The 18,444-nt window shown below is 64.8% G+C and carries 18 protein-coding genes; 11 read left to right on the top strand and 7 right to left on the bottom strand.

Annotation, left to right across the window (positions count from 1 at the left end; translation table 11 throughout):
* Position 1 precedes the first annotated feature (1 nt).
* Positions 2 to 718: a M48 family metallopeptidase gene (locus tag E0501_RS11755; RefSeq protein WP_137701537.1), complete on the bottom strand. Its 717-nt coding sequence runs from the start codon at positions 716 to 718 to the stop codon at positions 2 to 4.
* Positions 719 to 895: 177 nt separating this feature from the next.
* On the opposite strand from E0501_RS11755, the gene E0501_RS11750 reads away from it, so the two are divergent.
* A complete protein-coding gene (locus tag E0501_RS11750) occupies positions 896 to 1,132 on the top strand; it encodes a hypothetical protein (protein ID WP_137701536.1) in 237 nt (78 codons plus the stop codon).
* Here the strand turns inward: E0501_RS11750 and E0501_RS11745 are convergent.
* The gene (locus E0501_RS11745; protein WP_137701535.1) at positions 1,129 to 1,386 is read right to left on the bottom strand and encodes a DUF167 domain-containing protein; all 258 of its coding nucleotides are present in this window, start codon (positions 1,384 to 1,386) and stop codon (positions 1,129 to 1,131) included. The two genes, E0501_RS11750 and E0501_RS11745, sit on opposite strands and share 4 nt — an antisense overlap.
* Before the next feature lie 103 nt (positions 1,387 to 1,489).
* Between E0501_RS11745 and E0501_RS11740 the strand changes: the two genes are divergently transcribed.
* The 3 genes from E0501_RS11740 (at position 1,490) to E0501_RS11730 (ending at position 3,979) form a co-directional block, all read left to right on the top strand.
* Positions 1,490 to 2,596 carry a class II histone deacetylase gene (locus E0501_RS11740; RefSeq protein ID WP_137701534.1) on the top strand — a complete coding sequence of 369 codons (1,107 nt, stop codon included), beginning with the start codon at positions 1,490 to 1,492 and terminating at the stop codon, positions 2,594 to 2,596.
* A 118-nt stretch (positions 2,597 to 2,714) separates the two neighbouring features.
* Positions 2,715 to 3,293: a nitroreductase family protein gene (locus E0501_RS11735; protein ID WP_137701533.1), complete on the top strand. Its 579-nt coding sequence runs from the start codon at positions 2,715 to 2,717 to the stop codon at positions 3,291 to 3,293.
* Positions 3,290 to 3,979 (top strand): EI24 domain-containing protein, encoded by a 690-nt coding sequence (locus E0501_RS11730; protein WP_137701836.1) that lies wholly within the window; start codon positions 3,290 to 3,292, stop codon positions 3,977 to 3,979. Before E0501_RS11735 ends, E0501_RS11730 begins: the two co-directional genes overlap by 4 nt.
* A 9-nt stretch (positions 3,980 to 3,988) precedes the next feature.
* Here the strand turns inward: E0501_RS11730 and E0501_RS11725 are convergent, their stop codons facing one another.
* Both E0501_RS11725 and mce read right to left on the bottom strand, forming a co-directional pair.
* Positions 3,989 to 4,279: a DUF1467 family protein gene (locus tag E0501_RS11725; RefSeq protein WP_137701532.1), complete on the bottom strand. Its 291-nt coding sequence runs from the start codon at positions 4,277 to 4,279 to the stop codon at positions 3,989 to 3,991.
* Positions 4,279 to 4,683: a methylmalonyl-CoA epimerase gene (gene mce, locus E0501_RS11720; protein ID WP_137701531.1), complete on the bottom strand. Its 405-nt coding sequence runs from the start codon at positions 4,681 to 4,683 to the stop codon at positions 4,279 to 4,281. Before mce ends, E0501_RS11725 begins: the two co-directional genes overlap by 1 nt.
* A 178-nt stretch (positions 4,684 to 4,861) precedes the next feature.
* Between mce and E0501_RS11715 the strand changes: the two genes are divergently transcribed.
* Together E0501_RS11715 and E0501_RS11710 are read left to right on the top strand one after the other, a co-directional pair.
* Complete coding sequence (locus E0501_RS11715; RefSeq protein ID WP_137701530.1) at positions 4,862 to 5,578, top strand: response regulator; 717 nt, start codon at positions 4,862 to 4,864, stop codon at positions 5,576 to 5,578.
* A gap of 119 nt (positions 5,579 to 5,697) precedes the next feature.
* Positions 5,698 to 5,877: a hypothetical protein gene (locus E0501_RS11710; protein WP_137701529.1), complete on the top strand. Its 180-nt coding sequence runs from the start codon at positions 5,698 to 5,700 to the stop codon at positions 5,875 to 5,877.
* Positions 5,878 to 5,949: 72 nt separating this feature from the next.
* On the opposite strand, the gene E0501_RS11705 is transcribed toward E0501_RS11710, so the two are convergent.
* Together E0501_RS11705 and E0501_RS11700 are read right to left on the bottom strand one after the other, a co-directional pair.
* Positions 5,950 to 7,200: a DUF1501 domain-containing protein gene (locus E0501_RS11705; RefSeq protein WP_235857825.1), complete on the bottom strand. Its 1,251-nt coding sequence runs from the start codon at positions 7,198 to 7,200 to the stop codon at positions 5,950 to 5,952.
* A gap of 34 nt (positions 7,201 to 7,234) precedes the next feature.
* The gene (locus E0501_RS11700; RefSeq protein ID WP_235857824.1) at positions 7,235 to 8,671 is read right to left on the bottom strand and encodes a DUF1800 domain-containing protein; all 1,437 of its coding nucleotides are present in this window, start codon (positions 8,669 to 8,671) and stop codon (positions 7,235 to 7,237) included.
* Between the two features lie 143 nt (positions 8,672 to 8,814).
* Here E0501_RS11700 and E0501_RS11695 point away from each other — a divergent pair, with 143 nt between their 5' ends.
* Positions 8,815 to 9,429: a hypothetical protein gene (locus E0501_RS11695; protein ID WP_137701528.1), complete on the top strand. Its 615-nt coding sequence runs from the start codon at positions 8,815 to 8,817 to the stop codon at positions 9,427 to 9,429.
* 51 nt (positions 9,430 to 9,480) lie between these two features.
* Here E0501_RS11695 and aspS read toward each other — a convergent pair whose 3' ends face one another.
* A complete protein-coding gene (gene aspS / locus E0501_RS11690) occupies positions 9,481 to 11,256 on the bottom strand; it encodes an aspartate--tRNA ligase (RefSeq protein WP_137701527.1) in 1,776 nt (591 codons plus the stop codon).
* A gap of 247 nt (positions 11,257 to 11,503) precedes the next feature.
* Between aspS and E0501_RS11685 the strand changes: the two genes are divergently transcribed.
* The 4 genes from E0501_RS11685 to carB all read left to right on the top strand — a co-directional run bounded on the left by E0501_RS11685 (position 11,504) and on the right by carB (position 18,431).
* The gene (locus tag E0501_RS11685) at positions 11,504 to 12,736 is read left to right on the top strand and encodes an SAM-dependent methyltransferase (RefSeq protein ID WP_137701526.1); all 1,233 of its coding nucleotides are present in this window, start codon (positions 11,504 to 11,506) and stop codon (positions 12,734 to 12,736) included.
* A 79-nt stretch (positions 12,737 to 12,815) separates the two neighbouring features.
* Positions 12,816 to 14,099 (top strand): glycosyltransferase family 87 protein, encoded by a 1,284-nt coding sequence (locus E0501_RS11680; RefSeq protein ID WP_137701525.1) that lies wholly within the window; start codon positions 12,816 to 12,818, stop codon positions 14,097 to 14,099.
* An 87-nt stretch (positions 14,100 to 14,186) separates the two neighbouring features.
* Positions 14,187 to 14,948 (top strand): hypothetical protein, encoded by a 762-nt coding sequence (locus E0501_RS11675; protein WP_137701524.1) that lies wholly within the window; start codon positions 14,187 to 14,189, stop codon positions 14,946 to 14,948.
* 153 nt (positions 14,949 to 15,101) lie between these two features.
* Positions 15,102 to 18,431, top strand: coding sequence for a carbamoyl-phosphate synthase large subunit (gene carB / locus E0501_RS11670; RefSeq protein WP_137701523.1), 3,330 nt, complete (start codon positions 15,102 to 15,104; stop codon positions 18,429 to 18,431).
* Positions 18,432 to 18,444 lie beyond the last annotated feature (13 nt).

The following is an 18,444-nucleotide window of genomic DNA, read 5'->3' as shown; positions in this document are numbered from 1 at the left end:
CCTACATGCTGGCATCCACCCTGCGCACGGTTTCGATCCGTGACGCGTTGGGCGGATGCGTGCCCAGGAAACGATCGCCCGGGTCGGGAATGCGGGTAAAGAACGCCGCGCCGATCACCGGGTCATACCCCGCCTTTCGGGTGATGATCGTGCCCAGCGCATCCGCCTCCAGCTCGTATTCCTTGGAATAGCTGCGCGCGCCTACGGCCGCACCCAGCTCCTGCGCGGTCTGCACACCGCTTTCATCCGCTCCGGTCAGCACCGCGAGACCGGCGAAAATAACCGCTCCCGCAGCCGCATTTTCCTGCTGCCGGGCGATATGCCCCGCAATGTGATGCGCCGTTTCATGCCCCATGACGAAGGCCAGTTCATCCGCGTTCCTCACATCTGCGATCAGCGCCAGCGTGAACGCGATCACCGGCCGGCCCGACTTGTCCAGCGTCTGGTAGGCGTTCGACGGCTGGCCGGGCCGATCATCGACGACGATCTGAAAATCACAATTGGCCCCCGTCGTGCGTGCCCGGCATTCTTGCTCGGCCACCGGCTCGACGGTCTTGACCACCTCGACGAACTGCTTGGCGGCGCGCTGCGCCGACAGCTTGGCAGCCACGCTCGTGCCCACGCCGGCGGGCGCAGACTGATGCGGCGCCTGCGATGGCGCCGGCGCCATGCATCCGGCCAGCGCCAGGGCCATCATCAAACCGGCCAATACTCTCATCTGCGTGCCTTTTTTTGGTTTGCGCCACTCTACCATGTCTTTCACGCCCTGCCAGAGCCCCTCACGTAGCATTGAACGCGTCAAATTACCCCGAAACGTGATCGGCGCGGCGATATTCCCGGCTTTTTCCTTCAGTTCAAGCCTTGCACCCGGCGGTCGGCGGAATAATGTGAACCCATGTTTTCCATCGAACACGAATTCGACTCTACGGTCGTCACACTGGTCGACGAAGGAGACGCCCCCCTGCAGGAGGACGTCATCGTCAACGCCTTTGCCGAATGCGTCACGGTCGAGCAATACGACCCGCGCACCGACACGGTGCAGAAGATCACCCTGTCCATGTCGCAGGTCCGCGACATGGCCGCCGCGCTCGATCTGCCCGAAGGCGTTTACACCCTGTCCCGCGGCGGCTAACCGGCGATCCGAAACAGCTTGTCGCGCGCGCTCGCGCCGCGGATCAGTTCCAGCCGTGATTTCGGCACACCCAGCGCCTTGGCCAGCAGCTTCTGCACGGCCGCGTTCGCCTTGCCTGCTTCGGGCACCACCGTCACGTAAACCTTCAGAACACCCTCCTCGGCCACGACTCGGTTGCGCGACGCTTTCGGAGTCACGCGCACGGCAATCTCGGCGCCGGGCCGGGCAAGATGCGACAGGTCAGGATTGGCCATGCGCCCTCTCTAGCGGCTCTTTCGCGCTGCCTCAACGCCGCGTCCCGGTTGCATTTCCCCCGATCCCAAGCGCAAATCACTGCAACGGATTCGGGAGGAAAAAATGACAACCGGCTTTTTCTGGGACGAGAAATGTTTCTGGCATGGCGGCGGCGCCTACGCGCTTACGCTGCCCGTAGGCGATTTCGTGCAGCCGCTGGTCGCAGGCGGCCTGCCCGAACACCCCGAAACCAAGCGGCGGCTCAAGAACCTCATGGAGGTGTCGGGCATCGTCAAGGATCTCGCCATGCAGTCGGCCCCGCCCGCCACCTGGGGCGATCTCGCCCGCGTGCACCCCGAAAGCTTCCTGAAGAAGTTCAAGGAAACCTCCGACGCCGGCGGCGGCGAGCTGGGCCTGCGCACCCCCTTCCTGAAAGGCGGGTTCGAGATCGCCGCGCTTTCCGCGGGCCTTGCGAAAGAGGCCCTGCGCCAGGTTCTCGACGGCGATCTCGATAATGCATACGCGCTTTCGCGCCCGCCCGGGCATCACTGCCTGCCCGACTGGCCCAACGGGTTCTGCCTCCTGAACAACATCGCCATCGCGATCGAGGCCGCAATCGCTGCGGGCCAGGCCAGCCGCTTCGCCGTGATCGACTGGGACGTGCACCACGGTAACGGTACCGAGGCGATCTTCTATGATCGCGACGACGTGCTGACGATTTCCGTGCACGAGGAACGCAACTACCCCACCGATACCGGCGATGTCGCAGACCGCGGCACCGGGGCCGGTGCGGGGTACAACATGAACATCCCGCTGCCCCCGGGTGCCGGCCACAACACCTATCTCGAAGTGATGGACCGCCTGGTGCTGCCCGCGATCGACGACTACCAGCCCGACGTCATCATCATCGCCTGCGGTTTCGATGCCTCCACCTTCGATCCCATCGCCCACATGCTCTGCACCCAGGAAACCTATCGCGCCATGACCGCGCGGGTGATGGATGCGGCCAACCGGCTCTGCGATGGCAAGCTGGTGATGGTCCACGAAGGCGGCTATTCCGAGGCCTACGTGCCCTTCTGCGGCCATGGCGTGCTCGAGGAAATGTCGGGCTCGTCCCACACCGCCCCCGACCCTATGGCGCCCATCGTCGCCCAGCGTCAGCCCAATGAACGCCAGCAAGCCTTCTTTTCCGACCTGATCTCGGATTTCGAAGCCGAATTCTTCGGCTGATCCGGCCTTTCATCTTGCCTGAAATATCCCGGGGGTTCGGGGGCTGGCCCCCGATCCGCCCTTGACGGCTGCACCGCCGGCACAGACATAGGACAGGACTGATGAAGGACACGCGCCCATGCCCGCACCCAATCCCGCCGCGCTGGAATTTCTCCACACCCGCCGCTCGCGCCCCGCAAAAACGCTCAGCGCCCCGGCGCCCACCCGGGACGAGCTCGCTCCGCTTCTCACCGCCGCCGCCCGCAGCCCCGATCACGGCAAGCTCGAACCCTGGCGCTTCGTCGTGATCGAGACAGGCGCCATGCCGCGCCTCGCCGCCCTGGCCGAAACCTGCGCCCGCGCCGAAGGGCTTGACGAGGACTCGGTAGCAAAGGCGCGCAGCCAGTTCGATCAGGGGCACCTGGCCGTCGCGGTGATCGAGGTGCAGAAACCCTCGCCGAAAATCCCGGCGATCGAACAGACCTATTCGGCCGGTGCCGTCTGCCTGGCGCTGCTCAATGCCGCGCTGGCCGCCGGCTGGGGCGCGAACTGGCTCTCTGGCTTTGCATCGCATGATCGCGGTTTTGTCCGCGAAGGGCTCGGCCTTGCCGACAATGAACGCGTGGCCGGCTTCATCCACATCGCCACGGAAACCGCGGCCCCGCCCGAGCGCCCGCGCCCCGACCTTGCAGGGATCACCGCATGGATATCGGACTGATCCTCGGCAGCTTTTTCCGGGCCATTGCACAAATTGGTGACCGGCGCTTTCGCCGCGTGCTCTGGATCGGCATCGCGCTCACCTTCGCACTCCTTGTGGCCGCCTATGCCGGGCTCTTGTGGATCATCGAAATCACCGTCGGACCCGACGGTTATTTCGACGTTCTGGGCCGGGTCGAATGGCTCAATGATCTGCTGTCGGTCTCGTCTTTCCTCTTCATGCTGGTGCTGTCGGTGTTTCTCATGGTGCCGGTCGCCTCGGCGATCACTTCCATGTTTCTCGAGGAAGTGGCCGAAGCGGTCGAGGACCGTCACTATCCCACCCTGCCCCAGGTCGCCCCCATCCCGTTTTTCGAGGCGCTGCGCGACACGCTCAACTTCCTTGGCGTGCTGATCGGCGCCAACCTTCTGGCCTTCGTGCTCTACGCGCTTTTCCCGCCGGCCGCGCTCTTCATTTTCTGGGGGCTGAACGGCTTTCTTCTGGGGCGCGAGTATTTTCAGCTCGCCGCCATGCGCCGGGTCGGCCGCGCCGGCGCAAAAAACCTGCGCAAGCGCCACGGGCTGACAATCTGGGCCGCCGGCACGCTCATGGCCATGCCGCTCAGCATACCGCTGGTCAACCTCTTCATCCCGATCCTTGGCGCGGCCACCTTCACCCATATCTTCCACGGGCTGAAGGACCGCTAGGCGGCAGCCCTACTGGCTCAGCCCGCCGCCCGGCGGGCCCATCCGGCCGAACCAGTCCAGATCGCGCACGGTGATCGTGCCGGTGATGATGATCCCGGCGATGATCGCCCACAGGACCGCCGCCACCACCGTGGTGATCAGCGCCTTTTTCTTCAGGTTGTGCTCATGCGGGGCGCCCGCCTGTGTGCCGGGCACGATCTCGCCCACATCGCCCTGGGTCTTCAGACGGATCGGAATGATCACCAGCAGGGTGATGAACCACAGCACCGCATAAAGCACGAGGGCCGAGGTGATCCCCATCAGACCTGCTCCAGTTCCACCAGCGTGCCCTGGAAATCCTTCGGATGTAGGAACAGCACCGGCTTGCCATGCGCGCCGATCTTCGGCTCGCCATTGCCCAGAACCCGCGCGCCCTGCGCCTTCAGGTGATCGCGCGCCGCGATGATGTCCTCGACCTCATAGCAGACATGGTGAATACCGCCCGCCGGGTTTTTCTCCAGGAACCCCTTGATGGGCGAATCCTCACCCAGAGGGTAGAGAAGCTCGATCTTGGTGTTGGGCAGCTCGATGAACACCACCGTTACGCCGTGGTCGGGCTCATCCTGCGGGGCGCCCACCTTGGCCCCCAGAGCATCGCGATACTGCGCCGAGGCGGCTTCCAGGTCCGGCACGGCAATGGCTACGTGGTTCAGGCGTCCGATCATGGCGTTGCTCTCTCCTTGTCAGCTCCCCGGCCTGTGCCGGCGTCATGTCTTGGGGTGGTTATGGGGGCGCGCACCCGCGCGTGCAAGCCATCGGACCGTTTTTGCCGCACCATTAACCTTGCGTTAGCCACGCCTGCCTAATCCTCGAGTCGTTCTCTGCTGCCAAAGGATGCCTGACATGGATGATTTCGACACAATGCCCACCTATCGCTCGCCCACCGCGGCCCGGCCGCTTCTGGGGCTCACCATCCTCGTGGTCGAGGATAGCCGCTTCGCCTGTGAAGCGATGCGCCTTCTCTGCCTGCGCTCGGGCGCGCGCATCCGCCGGGCCGATTGCCTAGCCTCGGCACGTCGCCACCTGCAGGTCTACCGTCCTTCCGTCGTGATCATCGACCTTGGCCTGCCCGATGGTTCGGGCATCGAGCTGATCGATGAAATGCACCGGATGTCCCCGCGCGTGGGCGTCATTCTCGCCACCAGTGGCGATGACGGCGCCGAGGCCATGGCGCTTGCCGCCGGGGCCGATGGGTTCCTGCCCAAACCGCTCACCCGGCTTGGCGACTTCCAGCAGGCGATCCTGGCGCATCTGCCCGCCGATCGTCAGCCCTCGGGCCCGCGCCTTCTGAATGAAGATGAAATTCGCCCCGATCCGATCGCCTATCGCGATGACATGGCCCATATTGCCGACATGCTGGGCGACGATCACGATGGCCCTGTGCTGGACTACCTGGCGCAATTCGTCGGTGGCGTGGCGCGCAGCGCCGATGACACGCAACTGGCCCGCGCCGCGCAATCGCTGGCCGAGGCCCGGCGCCAGAACGCCCCCACCCGTACCGACGTGGCCCGCCTTGCCGGGCTGGTGCAGGAACGGCTGGCCGAACGTGCCGCGATGTAAGGCAAATCGCCGCGAAGAAATACCACCAATGCCGCGGGGTTTGCCCAATTGCGCCACATTTGCCGCGCATCTTCGGCCTGTTCCAACCGCCCGTCGGGCGAAACCAGGGTAGATGATCGATGGAAAAAATCTTTCACCGCTTTGTCAGCGACGATGCCGGCCACGTGGCCGCCGACTGGACCGTTCTGCTGGCCGGGGCCGTGATGCTCGTTTCCGCGATCTTCGGCACGCTCGCCACCTCGGGCCCGGAACTGGCCGACGCCGCGCAGGACCGCGCCGCCGAGCACGTCGTTCTCTAAGCGTCGAATCGAACCTGATTTCTACGAATCCATGTTCCACTATCCCGTCCGCAGGATAGGCGAAGCTGCGTTCTAGATCAGATGCCCCGGACCGCGCCCCATCTCCAGCCCCGGGAACACCGTGTTCTCCAGCACGCCGCGCTCCAGCCCGAACAGTCCGCGCATGATCCAGGCCGCATGCGCGCGCACATCGGCCGTCGGCATCAGGTCGCGCCGCTGGTAAAGGTCGGCCTCGGCCAGGCCCGGCCAGTCGCCCGCCACGCGCCCGCCCTTCAGCGCGCCACCCGCCAGAATCATCGCCCCACCCGTGCCATGGTCAGTGCCCTGCGAGCCATTGAGCCGCGCGGTGCGGCCGAACTCGGTCATCGTCACCACGACCGTTTTCTGCCAGACCGCCGCGCCCACCGTTTCCCGCAGGGCCACGATCATCTCGGCCAGCCGCGTCAGCGGCGGCACCAGCGTGCGGCTCTGATAGGCATGCGTGTCCCACCCATTGAGTGAAAACGCCGCGATCCGCGTATCGCCAAGCAGTTTCCGGCCGGCATATTCCGCGATCGCGCGATGCCCCCCGGATTGCGCCCGTGTCCGCATCTCGCTGACCATTTGCGCCATCGACATCTCGCCGTCCTGCGCCTGCATGTCGGCCCCCATGGCCATCCCACCCTGCTCCATCGCGGCGGCGGCCAAGTCCTCGCTCGACAGCTCCACCGCCTCGCTCAGCGCGGCGGAAAACAGCGGATCGTCGTGCATCACACGCTGCAACAGGCGCATCGCCTGCGGGCTGACCATCTGCAACCCCGCATCGGGCGACCAATTGGCCACCGGCGCCGCCCCACGCATCAACAGCATGTCCGAACGCCCCACCGCAAAGGCCGTCTCGGCCTCGACCCCGGGCACCGCCTGCAGCAACCGGTTCAGCCAGCCATCGCGCATGCCGCCATCCAGCCCCGGCGTACCGGCTTCCAGGATGTCCTGGCCGTCGAAATGGCTGCGCTTGTTGCGGTAAGGCGTTGAAACCGCATGCACAAAGGCAAGCTGCCCACCAGCCCACAACGGCGCCAGCGCACCCAGCGCCGGGTGCATGGCGAAATAGCCATCCAGGTCGATCGGCCCGCCCTCGGCGCCCACGCCCAGGGCCGGGTCGGGTTTGCGCAGCGCTGCATATTCCGCCGCGCCGCGCGGCTGAACCACCTCCAGCCCGTCCATCCCGCCGCGCAGTATGATCACCACCAGCCGGCTATCCCACGGTGCCGCGGCAAAGCTCACCGGCGTCAACAGCGGGCTCGCCGCCGCAGAACAGCCCAGCGCCACCGCCCGTGTCATAAACCTCCTGCGATTCATCTCCCCGGCCATCGCCCTACATCCTCTGAAACGCGGGCGAGGCCAGGATGAGCCCCACACCCGTCGATCTGTCCTCGGCCGCCCGCGCCGCAAACATCAATTCTTCCGGCGCCCGTCCGCCCAGCGCGGTTTCGACGAAATCGCGCGGGTCGGGCAGGTCCGGGCGCAGCAACGCCGGCACCGTCATCGCCCATTCCAGGCGCGCTGCCATGCGCTGCGGCGTGATCCAAGCATCGTCGTCCTCGGGCCATCCGTCCGGGCCCAGCGGCCGTTCCCAACGCTGGCCCATCAAGGTCATCGGCGCCTCGATCACCGCGCTGATCCGGCGCTCCTGCGCAACATCCAGCGCCTCGGGCGGCACCGCCAGCGCGCGCAGCGTCGAACCGATGAAATCCACCGGCTGCTTGACGTTGCCGGGCCGCACACCGTCCCATGCTGCCGGATGCTCCAAAAGCGCTGCGGTCACCTCGGCCAGGTTGCCCCCGGTCTCGATGAACCGCTGCGCGACATGGCTCACCACGTCCTCCTCCGGCCGGTCGCCCAGGAAATGCACCGCCAGCTTGCGCGCGATATGCCGCCCGGTTTCGGGCCTGTGGGCCAGATCGTCCAGCGCCCGCAGGATATCGCCCAGCTTGGCCTTACCCCCGCCATAGCTCACCCCCAGAACCGTCTCGGCCCCCGGCTCCACCATTGCCTTGCGAAACTTGAACCCGCCCTGCGGCGAATAGCTCAGCCCGGTCAGAAGCTCGGCCAGTTCGCGCACATCCTCCTGGTCATAGGGGCCGTCCACCCCCAGCGTGTGCAGCTCAAGAATCTCGCGCGCCAGGTTCTCGTTCAGCCCCTTCTTGCGCGGGTTGTTGGCCGTGCGTTCCGCCTGGATGCTGTTGGGGCCGGCCGAATAAACCTGGTCCAGGTAATGCAGCATCAGGGGCTGCGTGGCGACCGCACGCAGCATTTCGGCGAAACTGCCGGTCAGATGCGGCCGGATCGCCGCCTCGACATAGGGCGCGTTGGCCCGGCGCAGCACGCCGGCCTTGCCCACGGCCGTAAAGTGATCCGACCAGAAAAACGCGAGCCGCTCGCGCAGCCCGTCCCGCGTATGCGCCCGCCGCATCATCGCGTGCCACAGCCATCCCCGCTGCGCCTTGCGGGCCGAGGCTCGCTCCAGCTTGATCGCCTTGCGCGCGGCTGTCTCGCCCTCGGTGCCGCGCACCTTGCGAAGCGCCTTGCGCAGCTCGTGCGTTCGCGCCATGCGCGGGGCAAAGGCTCCGAAATCCTCGATCCGAAACCGCTGCGCCGCCTCGTCCGGGCCGCTCAGCCGGCTCATCATCTCGCCCGCGTCAACCGCCGGGGTCAGGCCCGGCCCAAGACCGCAGCCAAACCGCGTTTCCGCCAGAACTGGATCAAAGCTCGCCATGGCTTCTCCTCTCGGCGCCTCGATAATCGTCAACATAGACCCTTGCCGCGGCAAATCCAGCCGTCTTGCAATCACATCCCCACGCCCCCGCGACGTTCCGCCGACCCACCGGAAAACCCAAATGCCGCCCTGCTCCTGTCCCATTGCCCGGCCATCCTGCCGCCAACAAGGAGAGGCACATGACCCTCAAGCGTCTGGTAATCGGTTTCGTGGTTCTCGCCGCCCTCGCCCTCGCAACATGGGCGCTCTTTCTACGCGACCCGCGCATGGCGCTCTACGATCTGGGGCCGGGCCGGAAACTCAACGTGCTTCGCGATGCCCCGCTGACCTCCCGGCAACAGGAACTTTTCGACGAAAGATTCGCCCGCGCGCCCTATTTCGCGGCGCTCGCCGTGTCCCCATCCACCGGTGCGACCGGTGGGGTAATGCGCGTGAATTCCCTTGCAAACGCCCGCGCCGCGGCCCTGCGCATCTGCGCCCGCAGGGCGGATGATTGCACGCTGCACGCGGAAATCACCCCCGCGACTTGGCGCTGGTGGCATGCCTGGCTGCCCGGCGAGTTTCTGACAGACGCGCAGGCCGACAGCCTGCGTGCCGTCGTGCCGGGCAGCGTGACGCTCGTGATCGGCGTCAACGGCAAGGGCGGCTATCACCAGCGCATGTTCCGCAAGGGCGAACCGCTCGAACTGGAAAACGAAATGCGGGTCTGCAAGATGATGGTCAAGGACGACCCCGAAAACGGGTTTGCCTGCCGGCTGATCGTCGGGCGCCATGTCCGGCTGGGCGATTGGTAAACCGAAAACGGCGCCCGTGGGCGCCGCTTCAAAACACCGGAATGGGCGCCTTTACTCCTGCTCCACCACCCGCAGACTCAGCTCCATCAGCTGCTCGGGGCTGGCGTCGCTGGGTGCGTTCATCATCAGGTCTTCCGCGCGCTGGTTCATCGGGAACATGATAACCTCACGGATATTGGGTTCATCCGCCAGCAGCATCACGATCCGGTCGATCCCGGCGGCACAGCCCCCGTGCGGCGGCGCGCCGTATTTGAACGCGTTGACCATCCCGCCAAAGCGTTTCTCGACCTCGTCCTTGCCATACCCGGCCAGCGCAAACGCCTTGTACATGATTTCCAGCTTGTGGTTCCGGATCGCCCCGGACACCAGCTCATAACCGTTGCACGCCAGGTCATACTGGTAACCCAGCACCTCCAGCGGATCGCCGTCCAGCGCCTCGGCCCCGCCCTGCGGCATCGAGAACGGGTTGTGGCTGAAATCGATCTCGCCGCTTTCGTCGTCTTTCTCGTACATCGGGAAATCCACGACCCAGCAGAAGGCAAACCGGTTCTTCTCGGTCAGGTCCAGCTCTTCGCCGATCACTTTGCGCGCGCGGCCGGCGACGGCTTCGAACGTGGCGGGCTTGCCGCCCAGGAAAAACGCCGCATCGCCCTTGCCCAGGCCCAGCTGCAGCCGGATCGCCTCGGTGCGCTCGGGTCCGATATTCTTGGCCAGCGGGCCCGCGGCTTCCATGCCGTTCTCGCCATCGCGCCAGAAGATGTATCCCATCCCCGGCAGGCCCTCTTTCTGGGCATAGGCGTTCATCCGGTCACAGAACTTGCGGCTGCCGCCATTCGGCGCGGGAATGGCGCGGATTTCCGTGCCCTCCTGCTCCAGCAGCTTGGCGAAGATCGCAAAGCCCGAGCCGCGGAAATGCTCGCTCACGTCCTGCATCTTGATCGGGTTACGCAGGTCGGGCTTGTCGGTGCCGTACCATTTCATCGCATCCGCGAACTTGATGCGCGGCCACAGCTTGTCCACCTTGTGGCCACCGCCGAACTCTTCGAACACGCCTTCGATCACCGGCTGGATAGTGCCAAAGATATCCTCCTGCTCGACGAAACTCATCTCCATGTCCAGCTGGTAGAAATCGGTCGGGCTGCGGTCGGCGCGCGGGTCCTCGTCGCGGAAGCACGGCGCGATCTGGAAATACTTGTCAAAGCCCGACACCATGATCAGCTGTTTGAACTGCTGCGGCGCCTGCGGCAGGGCATAGAACTTGCCGGGATGCAGGCGGGACGGCACCAGGAAGTCACGCGCACCCTCGGGGCTCGATGCCGTGATGATCGGCGTCTGGTATTCGCGGAACCCGATATCCCACATGCGGCGGCGGATGCTGGCCACCACGTCGCTGCGCAGGGTCATGTGGTTCTGCATCTTCTCGCGGCGCAGGTCCAGGTAACGATAGCGCAGGCGGGTTTCCTCGGGATATTCCTGGTCACCGAACACCATCAGCGGCAATTCGTCTGCCGCGCCCAGCACTTCCATGTCGCGGATGAACACCTCAATCTCGCCGGTGGGTATCTTGGGGTTCACCAGCTCCGGGTCGCGCGCCTTGACGTTGCCGTCGATGCGGATGCACCACTCGCTGCGCACCTTTTCCACCTCGGCGAAAACCGGGCTGTCGGGATCGCACAGCACCTGGGTCACGCCGTAATGGTCGCGCAGGTCGATGAAGAGCACGCCGCCATGGTCGCGCACCCGGTGAACCCAGCCCGACAGGCGGACGGACTCTCCGACGTTGTCTTTCGTCAATGCGGCGCAGGAATGGCTGCGATAGGCGTGCATGATGCGTCCCTTTCAGGGGTGTTTGATCCGGTCGCGCCGATACACCTTGCATGAACGGCAAAGTCAAGGGTCTCGGCCTCAAACCACGGGACGCCGGGCGCAAAGCTTTTCGAATTGGCCGATTTGAAGTAAATTGGCGCGCGGCAGGAGCGAAAAGGAGGGCCACGGCCCGGATATCAAACAGGTAGAGCAAGGATCACTGGTTTTTCCGCGCCCGGGTAAGGCGCATACAGACAGGGAGAGACAAATGTGGACCACAGCCCTGGATCGACTTCTGGCGCATCTCATGCGCGAGGGCGATTTTTCACTCACCATGCCCGATGGCACGACGCGCCGCTATGGCAACGGTCAGGGCCCGCACGTTGCCGTCACGTTGCACGATGCGGCCCTGCCACGCAAAATCGTGTTCAACCCCGAACTTGCGGTGGGCGAGGCCTATATGGACGGAACGCTCACGATCGAGGATGACGATCTTTACGGGTTCATGTCGCTGGCGATCAGCAACATCGCAAGCCACGGCCAGCCGTGGTTCCGCAAACCGCTGGACGCCCTGCGCCATGCCGGACGGCGGCTTCAGCAATTCAACCCCGCCCAGCGGTCCCGGGCCAATGTGGCCCATCACTACGATCTCTCCGGCGCGCTTTACGATCTCTTTCTCGACGATGACCGGCAATATTCCTGCGCTTATTTCGCGCGGCCAGACATGTCTCTGGACGAGGCCCAGGAGGCCAAGAAACGCCACATCGCCGAAAAACTGCTGATCGAACCGGGCATGCGGGTGCTCGATATCGGCTGCGGCTGGGGCGGCATGGGGCTGACGCTCGCGCGTGACTACGGCGCGCAGGTCACCGGCGTCACGCTCTCGACCGAACAGCATGCCATGGCAAATGAACGCGCAGAAAAAGCGGGCCTCGCCGATCGCGCGCAGTTCCTGCTCAAGGATTATCGCGCCGTGACCGGCAAGTTCGACCGCATCGTTTCAGTCGGCATGTTCGAACATGTCGGCGTACCACATTACGGCACCTATTTCGAAAAGGTGCATGACCTGCTCACCGATGACGGCATCGCGCTCATTCACACTATCGGGCGGTCGACGCCGCCGGGCACGACCAGCCCCTGGATCACGAAATACATCTTCCCCGGCGGCTACGTCCCCGCCATGTCCGAGGTGATGTCGGCGCTCGAACCGCGCGGGCTTGTCACCACCGATGTCGAGGTCTGGCGCCTGCACTATGCCGAAACGCTGCGGCACTGGTATGAGCGTTTCATGGCCAATATCGAGAGCGCCCGGGCGCTCTACGATGATCGCTTCTGCCGGATGTGGCGTTACTATCTCATCGCCAGCGAGCTCACCTTCCGACTGAATGCGCAGGTGGTCTTCCAGTTCCAGCTGTCGCCGAACCAGGCCGCGGTGCCGCTGACGCGCGACTATCTCTACCCGGCCGAGGAAGGCAGCGGTTATGCCCAAGCCGCCGAATAGCCACCGCACGATGGACGGATTGCGCCCCATGCTCTAACCTGCCCGAAAAGCCGGAGAACCGGCCATTCGGGCAGTAATCATGACAAATACGCGGCGTTCCGTCCTTCTTCTCGTGCTTGCCGGTCTCTGGACCGTCTGGATTCTTCGGCTCTACTACAACGGCCCGCATCTCGACCTGACGGCGCTTTACCTCGCCGGATGGCTCTGGGGCGACGGGCAGACACAGGCGATATTCGCCGCGCCGCCCGACGTTTTCGGCCCCGATCAACCGGCGCTCTGGGCCCAGGCCTGGACTGCGGCCGGTGGCCCCGCCGATTTCCTCTTCACCGCCTATGTCTACCCGCCCATCTGGGCCGCGCTTCTGGCCCCGGTCACCCATGGCACCGATCCGATGGCCTTCTTTCATGCAGTGTTCCTTTGGCACATTGCCGCCGCTTTGCTGGCCGCCTGGCTCGGCTGGCACCTGTCGCATCGCACGCCGCTCTCCCCCGGCTGGGCGCTTGCGCTTCTGGCGATCCTCGGGGCGGGCACACCCGCGCTCAACACCTTCATGCTCAACCAGCCGCAGATCACCATCCTTGCCATGGTGCTTCTGGCCTTTGTGCTGGTGCATCGCGGGCATGACCTGTCGGGCGGCGCGGTGCTCGGCCTTGCCGCCGCGATCAAGCTCTCGCCGATCCTGTTCGCCCTGCTCTTCGTGTTGAACCGCCGCTGGCGCGCGCTGGGCGCCGCACTGGTTGTGTCGGGGGGGCTGGCGCTTGCCTCGCTCCTCGTCGCCGGCTGGCCATTGCACGCCACCTTCCTTGACCGCCTGTCACAAATCGACGCGATGGTCGTGCAGACGCGGGTGAATTTCTCGCTGGAAACGCTGCTCTACCAGGTCTCGGAAATCCTGAACGGTCATCCCGTTGTCGAAGGGCGCAAGGGGATGGTCTTCACCGCGACCGCGCCGACATGGATAAACCTGTTGATCAGCGCCGCCTTTCTCGCCGCGCTTGCCGCGCTGTGGCTCACCACGCGGCGCATGCCCGATGCCACGCGGCTCCCCGTTCAGCTTATCGCACTGTCACTGATCACCGCGCTCTTCGGCCCGCTCAGCTGGGCGCACTACTTCCTGCTGCCCCTTTTGCTGCTGCCCGCGCTCTTCACCATCATGCCCACCTCCCGCGCCTGGGGGTGGAGTATCGCATTCATCGCCACCACGAGCTTTCCGCTCTTCATGGCCACACATGTGTTCAACCACCTGATCATGGCCACCGCCGTGCTGCCCGCCCTCACCGCCCTGGCGCTTCTCTGGGTCACTCTGGCAGCCGCGCACAAAGCGTCGCGCCAAGGGTCTGCCGAAGGGGCCGGGCGGCCCTGAATTAACACGCACTGGCCACATTTCTGCCCGTTGCCTCCGGTATTCACGGTCCCACCTTTTTTGTTGAAACACCCGAGGAAGCAAGAAATGCGTCTCATCTCCGGGCTCATGATCGCGCTCATGGCGCCGTTTTTCGCGGTGCTGGACCTGGTTTCGAAACTGACCGGCGGCAGGAAAAACCCGCTGTCCGAACCGCTGCGCCTGTACAACCGCAATGACAAGGGCATGGCCTATGTCTGGATCTCCGAGGAAGATGGCAACATCCGCCTCGACGTGGGAGAAATGGGTCATCCCGCCGAAACCGGCCTTTATGCCAGCGAACACTGGCCACGCATCCGCGACCACCTCGAGGACCTGCAGGAAAAAGGCTTTGCCGAAATCCCCTCGCACGAAATGCAGTTCCTGCAAATCGTGTACGACGTCGCCGGCGACTATGCCGACCGCGACGAGCTCGACAAGCGCGCGGCACTGACCGCGCGGGTCGAAGAGTTCCTCGCCCGCACCGGTCAGGGCTACTGGATCGACGCCACCACCGGCAATGGCACGATGGAAACGGGTTTCCTCGTCGTCGATTTCGACATTGCCAGCGCCACCGTGTCGCAAGAGCTGGCCGGAACCGAGTTCGACGACTTCACCGACATCCGCAAGATGGCTCCTGCCGTGTCCACCGTCCAGGATCCCGAACCCGAGGTCGCCCCGGACGCGATCGAAGAGGAAACCGTCATCGACGATGTCCTTCCCATGGCCGAGTCGCCGTCCGAGCCCGACAACAAGCGCGCGCTTACCCATGACGACGACGCGCTTTTCGACAAGTTCGAGCATTTCGGCGATCTTCAGCCCGCGCGCTGACGCGCAACACGGTATGGCTTTCCAAGGTCGGGGGCGCTGTTTCGGCGCTCCCTTTCCGTATCCCCGCGCCTGCGCGGGATTACCCCCTTGCACATGGGGCCGCGATGTCTATAACCCACGACAATTTGCGCCAGATGCTGCCGGGGATGCGACATGCCGAAAAGAACCGATATCAAGTCGATCATGATCATCGGGGCCGGCCCCATCATCATCGGACAGGCCTGCGAATTCGACTATTCCGGCGCGCAGGCGTGTAAAGCCCTGAAAGAGGAAGGCTACCGCGTCATCCTCGTGAACTCGAACCCGGCAACGATCATGACCGATCCGGGCCTCGCCGACGCCACCTATATCGAGCCGATCACCCCCGAGGTCGTCGCCAAGATCATCGAAAAGGAAAAGCCTGACGCGCTCCTCCCCACCATGGGCGGGCAGACCGGGCTCAACACCTCGCTGGCGCTGGCCGACATGGGCGTTCTGGAAAAGCACGGGGTCGAACTCATTGGCGCCAACCGCGAAGCCATCGAGATGGCCGAGGACCGCAAGCTTTTCCGCGAAGCGATGGACCGGCTCGGCATCGAGAACCCCCGCGCCACCATCGTTACCGCCCCGAAGGACGACAAGGGTCATTTCGATCTCGAGGCCGGCATTGCCGAGGCGCTCGACGCGCTCGAAGATATCGGCCTGCCCGCCATCATCCGCCCCGCCTTCACCTTGGGCGGCACCGGCGGCGGCGTCGCCTATAACCGCGACGACTATATCCATTACTGCCGCTCGGGCATGGATGCCTCGCCCGTGGGGCAGATCCTGGTCGATGAAAGCCTGCTGGGCTGGAAGGAATACGAGATGGAGGTCGTCCGCGACAAGGCCGACAACGCCATCATCGTCTGCTCCATCGAAAACGTGGATCCGATGGGCGTTCATACCGGCGACTCGATCACCGTCGCGCCGGCGCTGACGCTGACGGACAAGGAATACCAGATCATGCGCAACGGCTCGATCGCCGTGCTGCGTGAAATCGGCGTCGAGACCGGCGGCTCGAACGTGCAATGGGCCATCAACCCCGAAAACGGCCGCATGGTCGTGATCGAGATGAACCCCCGCGTCTCGCGCTCCTCGGCGCTGGCCTCCAAGGCCACCGGCTTCCCGATCGCCAAGATCGCCGCGAAACTGGCCATCGGCTATACGCTGGATGAGCTCGACAACGACATCACCAAGGTGACGCCCGCAAGCTTCGAGCCGACCATCGACTATGTCGTCACCAAGATCCCGAAATTCGCGTTCGAGAAATTCCCCGGTTCAGAGCCCTACCTGACCACCGCGATGAAATCCGTGGGCGAGGCGATGGCCATCGGCCGCACCATTCACGAGTCGCTGCAAAAGGCGCTCGCCTCGATGGAATCCGGCCTCACCGGCTTTGACGAGGTCAACATTCCCGGCGCGCCCGACAAGGCCGCCGTGATCAAGGCGATCAGCCAGCAAACGCCCGACCGGATGCGCACCATCGCGCAGGCCATGCGCCACGGGCTGAGCGACGACGAGATTCACGGCGTCACCATGTTCGATCCGTGGTTCCTTGCCCGCATCCGCGAAATCGTCGAGACCGAGGACGCCGTGCGCGCAAACGGCCTGCCGCGCGATGCCGAGGGCCTGCGCCACCTCAAGATGATGGGCTTCACCGATGCCCGCCTGGCCAAACTCACCGGTTTCAAAGAGGCCGACGTGCGCCGCGCGCGCATTGCCGCGGGCGTGACCGCCGTGTTCAAGCGCATCGACACCTGCGCCGCCGAGTTCGAGGCGCAGACGCCCTACATGTATTCCACCTACGAAGCCCCCGCGATGGACGAGGTCGAATGCGAGGCGCGCCCCTCCGACCGCAAGAAGGTGGTCATCCTCGGTGGCGGTCCCAACCGCATCGGCCAGGGGATCGAGTTCGACTATTGCTGCTGCCACGCCTGTTTCGCGCTGACCGACGCCGGCTATGAAACCATCATGGTCAACTGCAACCCAGAAACGGTGTCGACCGACTACGACACCTCCGACCGGCTCTATTTCGAGCCGCTCACCTTCGAGCACGTGATGGAAATCCTGCGCGTCGAGCAGGAAAAGGGCACGCTGCACGGCGTCATCGTCCAGTTCGGTGGCCAGACGCCCCTGAAACTCGCCAACGCGCTCGAAGCCGAAGGCATCCCGATCCTCGGCACCACGCCCGACGCGATTGACCTGGCCGAAGATCGTGAACGCTTCCAGGCGCTGGTCAACCAGCTGGGCCTCAAGCAGCCCAAGAACGGCATCGCCTCGACCGACGCGCAGGCGCTCGCCATCGCCGAAGATATCGGCTTCCCGCTGGTGATCCGCCCGTCTTACGTGCTGGGTGGCCGCGCCATGGAAATCGTCCGCGACATGGCCCAGCTCGAACGCTACATCTCCGAAGCCGTGGTCGTTTCGGGCGACAGCCCGGTGCTGCTCGACAGCTACCTCGCCGGCGCGGTCGAGCTTGATGTCGATGCGCTCTGCGACGGCAAAACCGTCCATGTCGCCGGCATCATGCAGCATATCGAAGAGGCCGGCGTGCACTCGGGCGACAGTGCCTGCTCGCTGCCGCCATACTCGCTCTCCGACGATCTGATCGCCGAGGTCAAGCAACAGACCGAGGCCCTGGCGCTTGCCCTCAACGTCGTCGGCCTGATGAACGTTCAGTTCGCCATCAAGGATGGCGAGATCTACCTGATCGAGGTGAACCCGCGCGCCTCGCGCACCGTGCCCTTCGTTGCCAAGGCGACCGACTCGGCGATCGCCTCGATCGCCGCCCGTCTCATGGCCGGTGAGCCGATGGAGAACTTCCCGGCGCGCGCGCCCTACCCGGCCAACGCGCAGCCCGGCACGCTCCCCGATGCCGACCCGATGACGCTGGCCGATCCCAACATGCCGTGGTTCTCGGTGAAAGAGGCGGTGCTGCCCTTCGCCCGCTTCCCCGGCGTCGATACCATCCTCGGCCCCGAAATGCGCTCGACCGGCGAAGTCATGGGCTGGGATCGCTCCTTCCCGCTCGCCTTCCTCAAGGCGCAGATGGGCGCGGGCACCGACCTGCCCAAGGACGGCAAGGTGTTCTTCTCGATCAAGGATGACGACAAGACGCCGATGCTGGTCGAAACGGCGCAGACGCTGGTGGGCCAGGGCTTTTCCATCGTCGCCACCGGCGGCACGGCGGCCTTCCTCGAAGGTCACGGCATCGCCTGCGAGGTGGTGAAAAAGGTCTACGAAGGCCGTCCCAACGTGGTCGATCAGCTGAAAGACGGCCAGATCGCGCTGGTGATGAACACCACCGAAGGCGCTGCCGCCGTCGCCGACAGCCGCGAAATCCGCTCGGTCGCGCTTTACGACAAGATCCCCTATTTCACCACCGCGGCCGCCAGCCACGCCGCGGCCCTCGCCATCAAGGCCCGCGCCGAGGGCGAGTTCTCGGTGCTGTCACTGCAGGGATGAACGGGCGCAGGCG

It is taken from the genome of Marimonas lutisalis (assembly GCF_005434965.1).
GTDB lineage: Bacteria > Pseudomonadota > Alphaproteobacteria > Rhodobacterales > Rhodobacteraceae > Marimonas_A > Marimonas_A lutisalis.
The sequence above is the reverse complement of the archived record's forward strand: the minus strand, read 5'-3'. Positions and strand labels throughout refer to the sequence as shown.

Coding starts and splice junctions, on each gene's coding strand:
- E0501_RS11735 (WP_137701533.1), top strand. CDS start 2,715: ATGCCCGCACCCAATCCCGCCGCGCTGGAATTTCTCCACACCCGCCGC.
- E0501_RS11685 (WP_137701526.1), top strand. CDS start 11,504: ATGTGGACCACAGCCCTGGATCGACTTCTGGCGCATCTCATGCGCGAG.
- E0501_RS11750 (WP_137701536.1), top strand. CDS start 896: ATGTTTTCCATCGAACACGAATTCGACTCTACGGTCGTCACACTGGTC.
- E0501_RS11705 (WP_235857825.1), bottom strand. CDS start 7,200: ATGACACGGGCGGTGGCGCTGGGCTGTTCTGCGGCGGCGAGCCCGCTG.
- E0501_RS11680 (WP_137701525.1), top strand. CDS start 12,816: ATGACAAATACGCGGCGTTCCGTCCTTCTTCTCGTGCTTGCCGGTCTC.
- E0501_RS11715 (WP_137701530.1), top strand. CDS start 4,862: ATGGATGATTTCGACACAATGCCCACCTATCGCTCGCCCACCGCGGCC.
- aspS (WP_137701527.1), bottom strand. CDS start 11,256: ATGCACGCCTATCGCAGCCATTCCTGCGCCGCATTGACGAAAGACAAC.
- E0501_RS11710 (WP_137701529.1), top strand. CDS start 5,698: ATGGAAAAAATCTTTCACCGCTTTGTCAGCGACGATGCCGGCCACGTG.
- carB (WP_137701523.1), top strand. CDS start 15,102: ATGCCGAAAAGAACCGATATCAAGTCGATCATGATCATCGGGGCCGGC.
- E0501_RS11675 (WP_137701524.1), top strand. CDS start 14,187: ATGCGTCTCATCTCCGGGCTCATGATCGCGCTCATGGCGCCGTTTTTC.
- E0501_RS11725 (WP_137701532.1), bottom strand. CDS start 4,279: ATGGGGATCACCTCGGCCCTCGTGCTTTATGCGGTGCTGTGGTTCATC.
- E0501_RS11740 (WP_137701534.1), top strand. CDS start 1,490: ATGACAACCGGCTTTTTCTGGGACGAGAAATGTTTCTGGCATGGCGGC.
- E0501_RS11695 (WP_137701528.1), top strand. CDS start 8,815: ATGACCCTCAAGCGTCTGGTAATCGGTTTCGTGGTTCTCGCCGCCCTC.
- mce (WP_137701531.1), bottom strand. CDS start 4,683: ATGATCGGACGCCTGAACCACGTAGCCATTGCCGTGCCGGACCTGGAA.
- E0501_RS11745 (WP_137701535.1), bottom strand. CDS start 1,386: ATGGCCAATCCTGACCTGTCGCATCTTGCCCGGCCCGGCGCCGAGATT.
- E0501_RS11755 (WP_137701537.1), bottom strand. CDS start 718: ATGAGAGTATTGGCCGGTTTGATGATGGCCCTGGCGCTGGCCGGATGC.
- E0501_RS11700 (WP_235857824.1), bottom strand. CDS start 8,671: ATGTTGACGATTATCGAGGCGCCGAGAGGAGAAGCCATGGCGAGCTTT.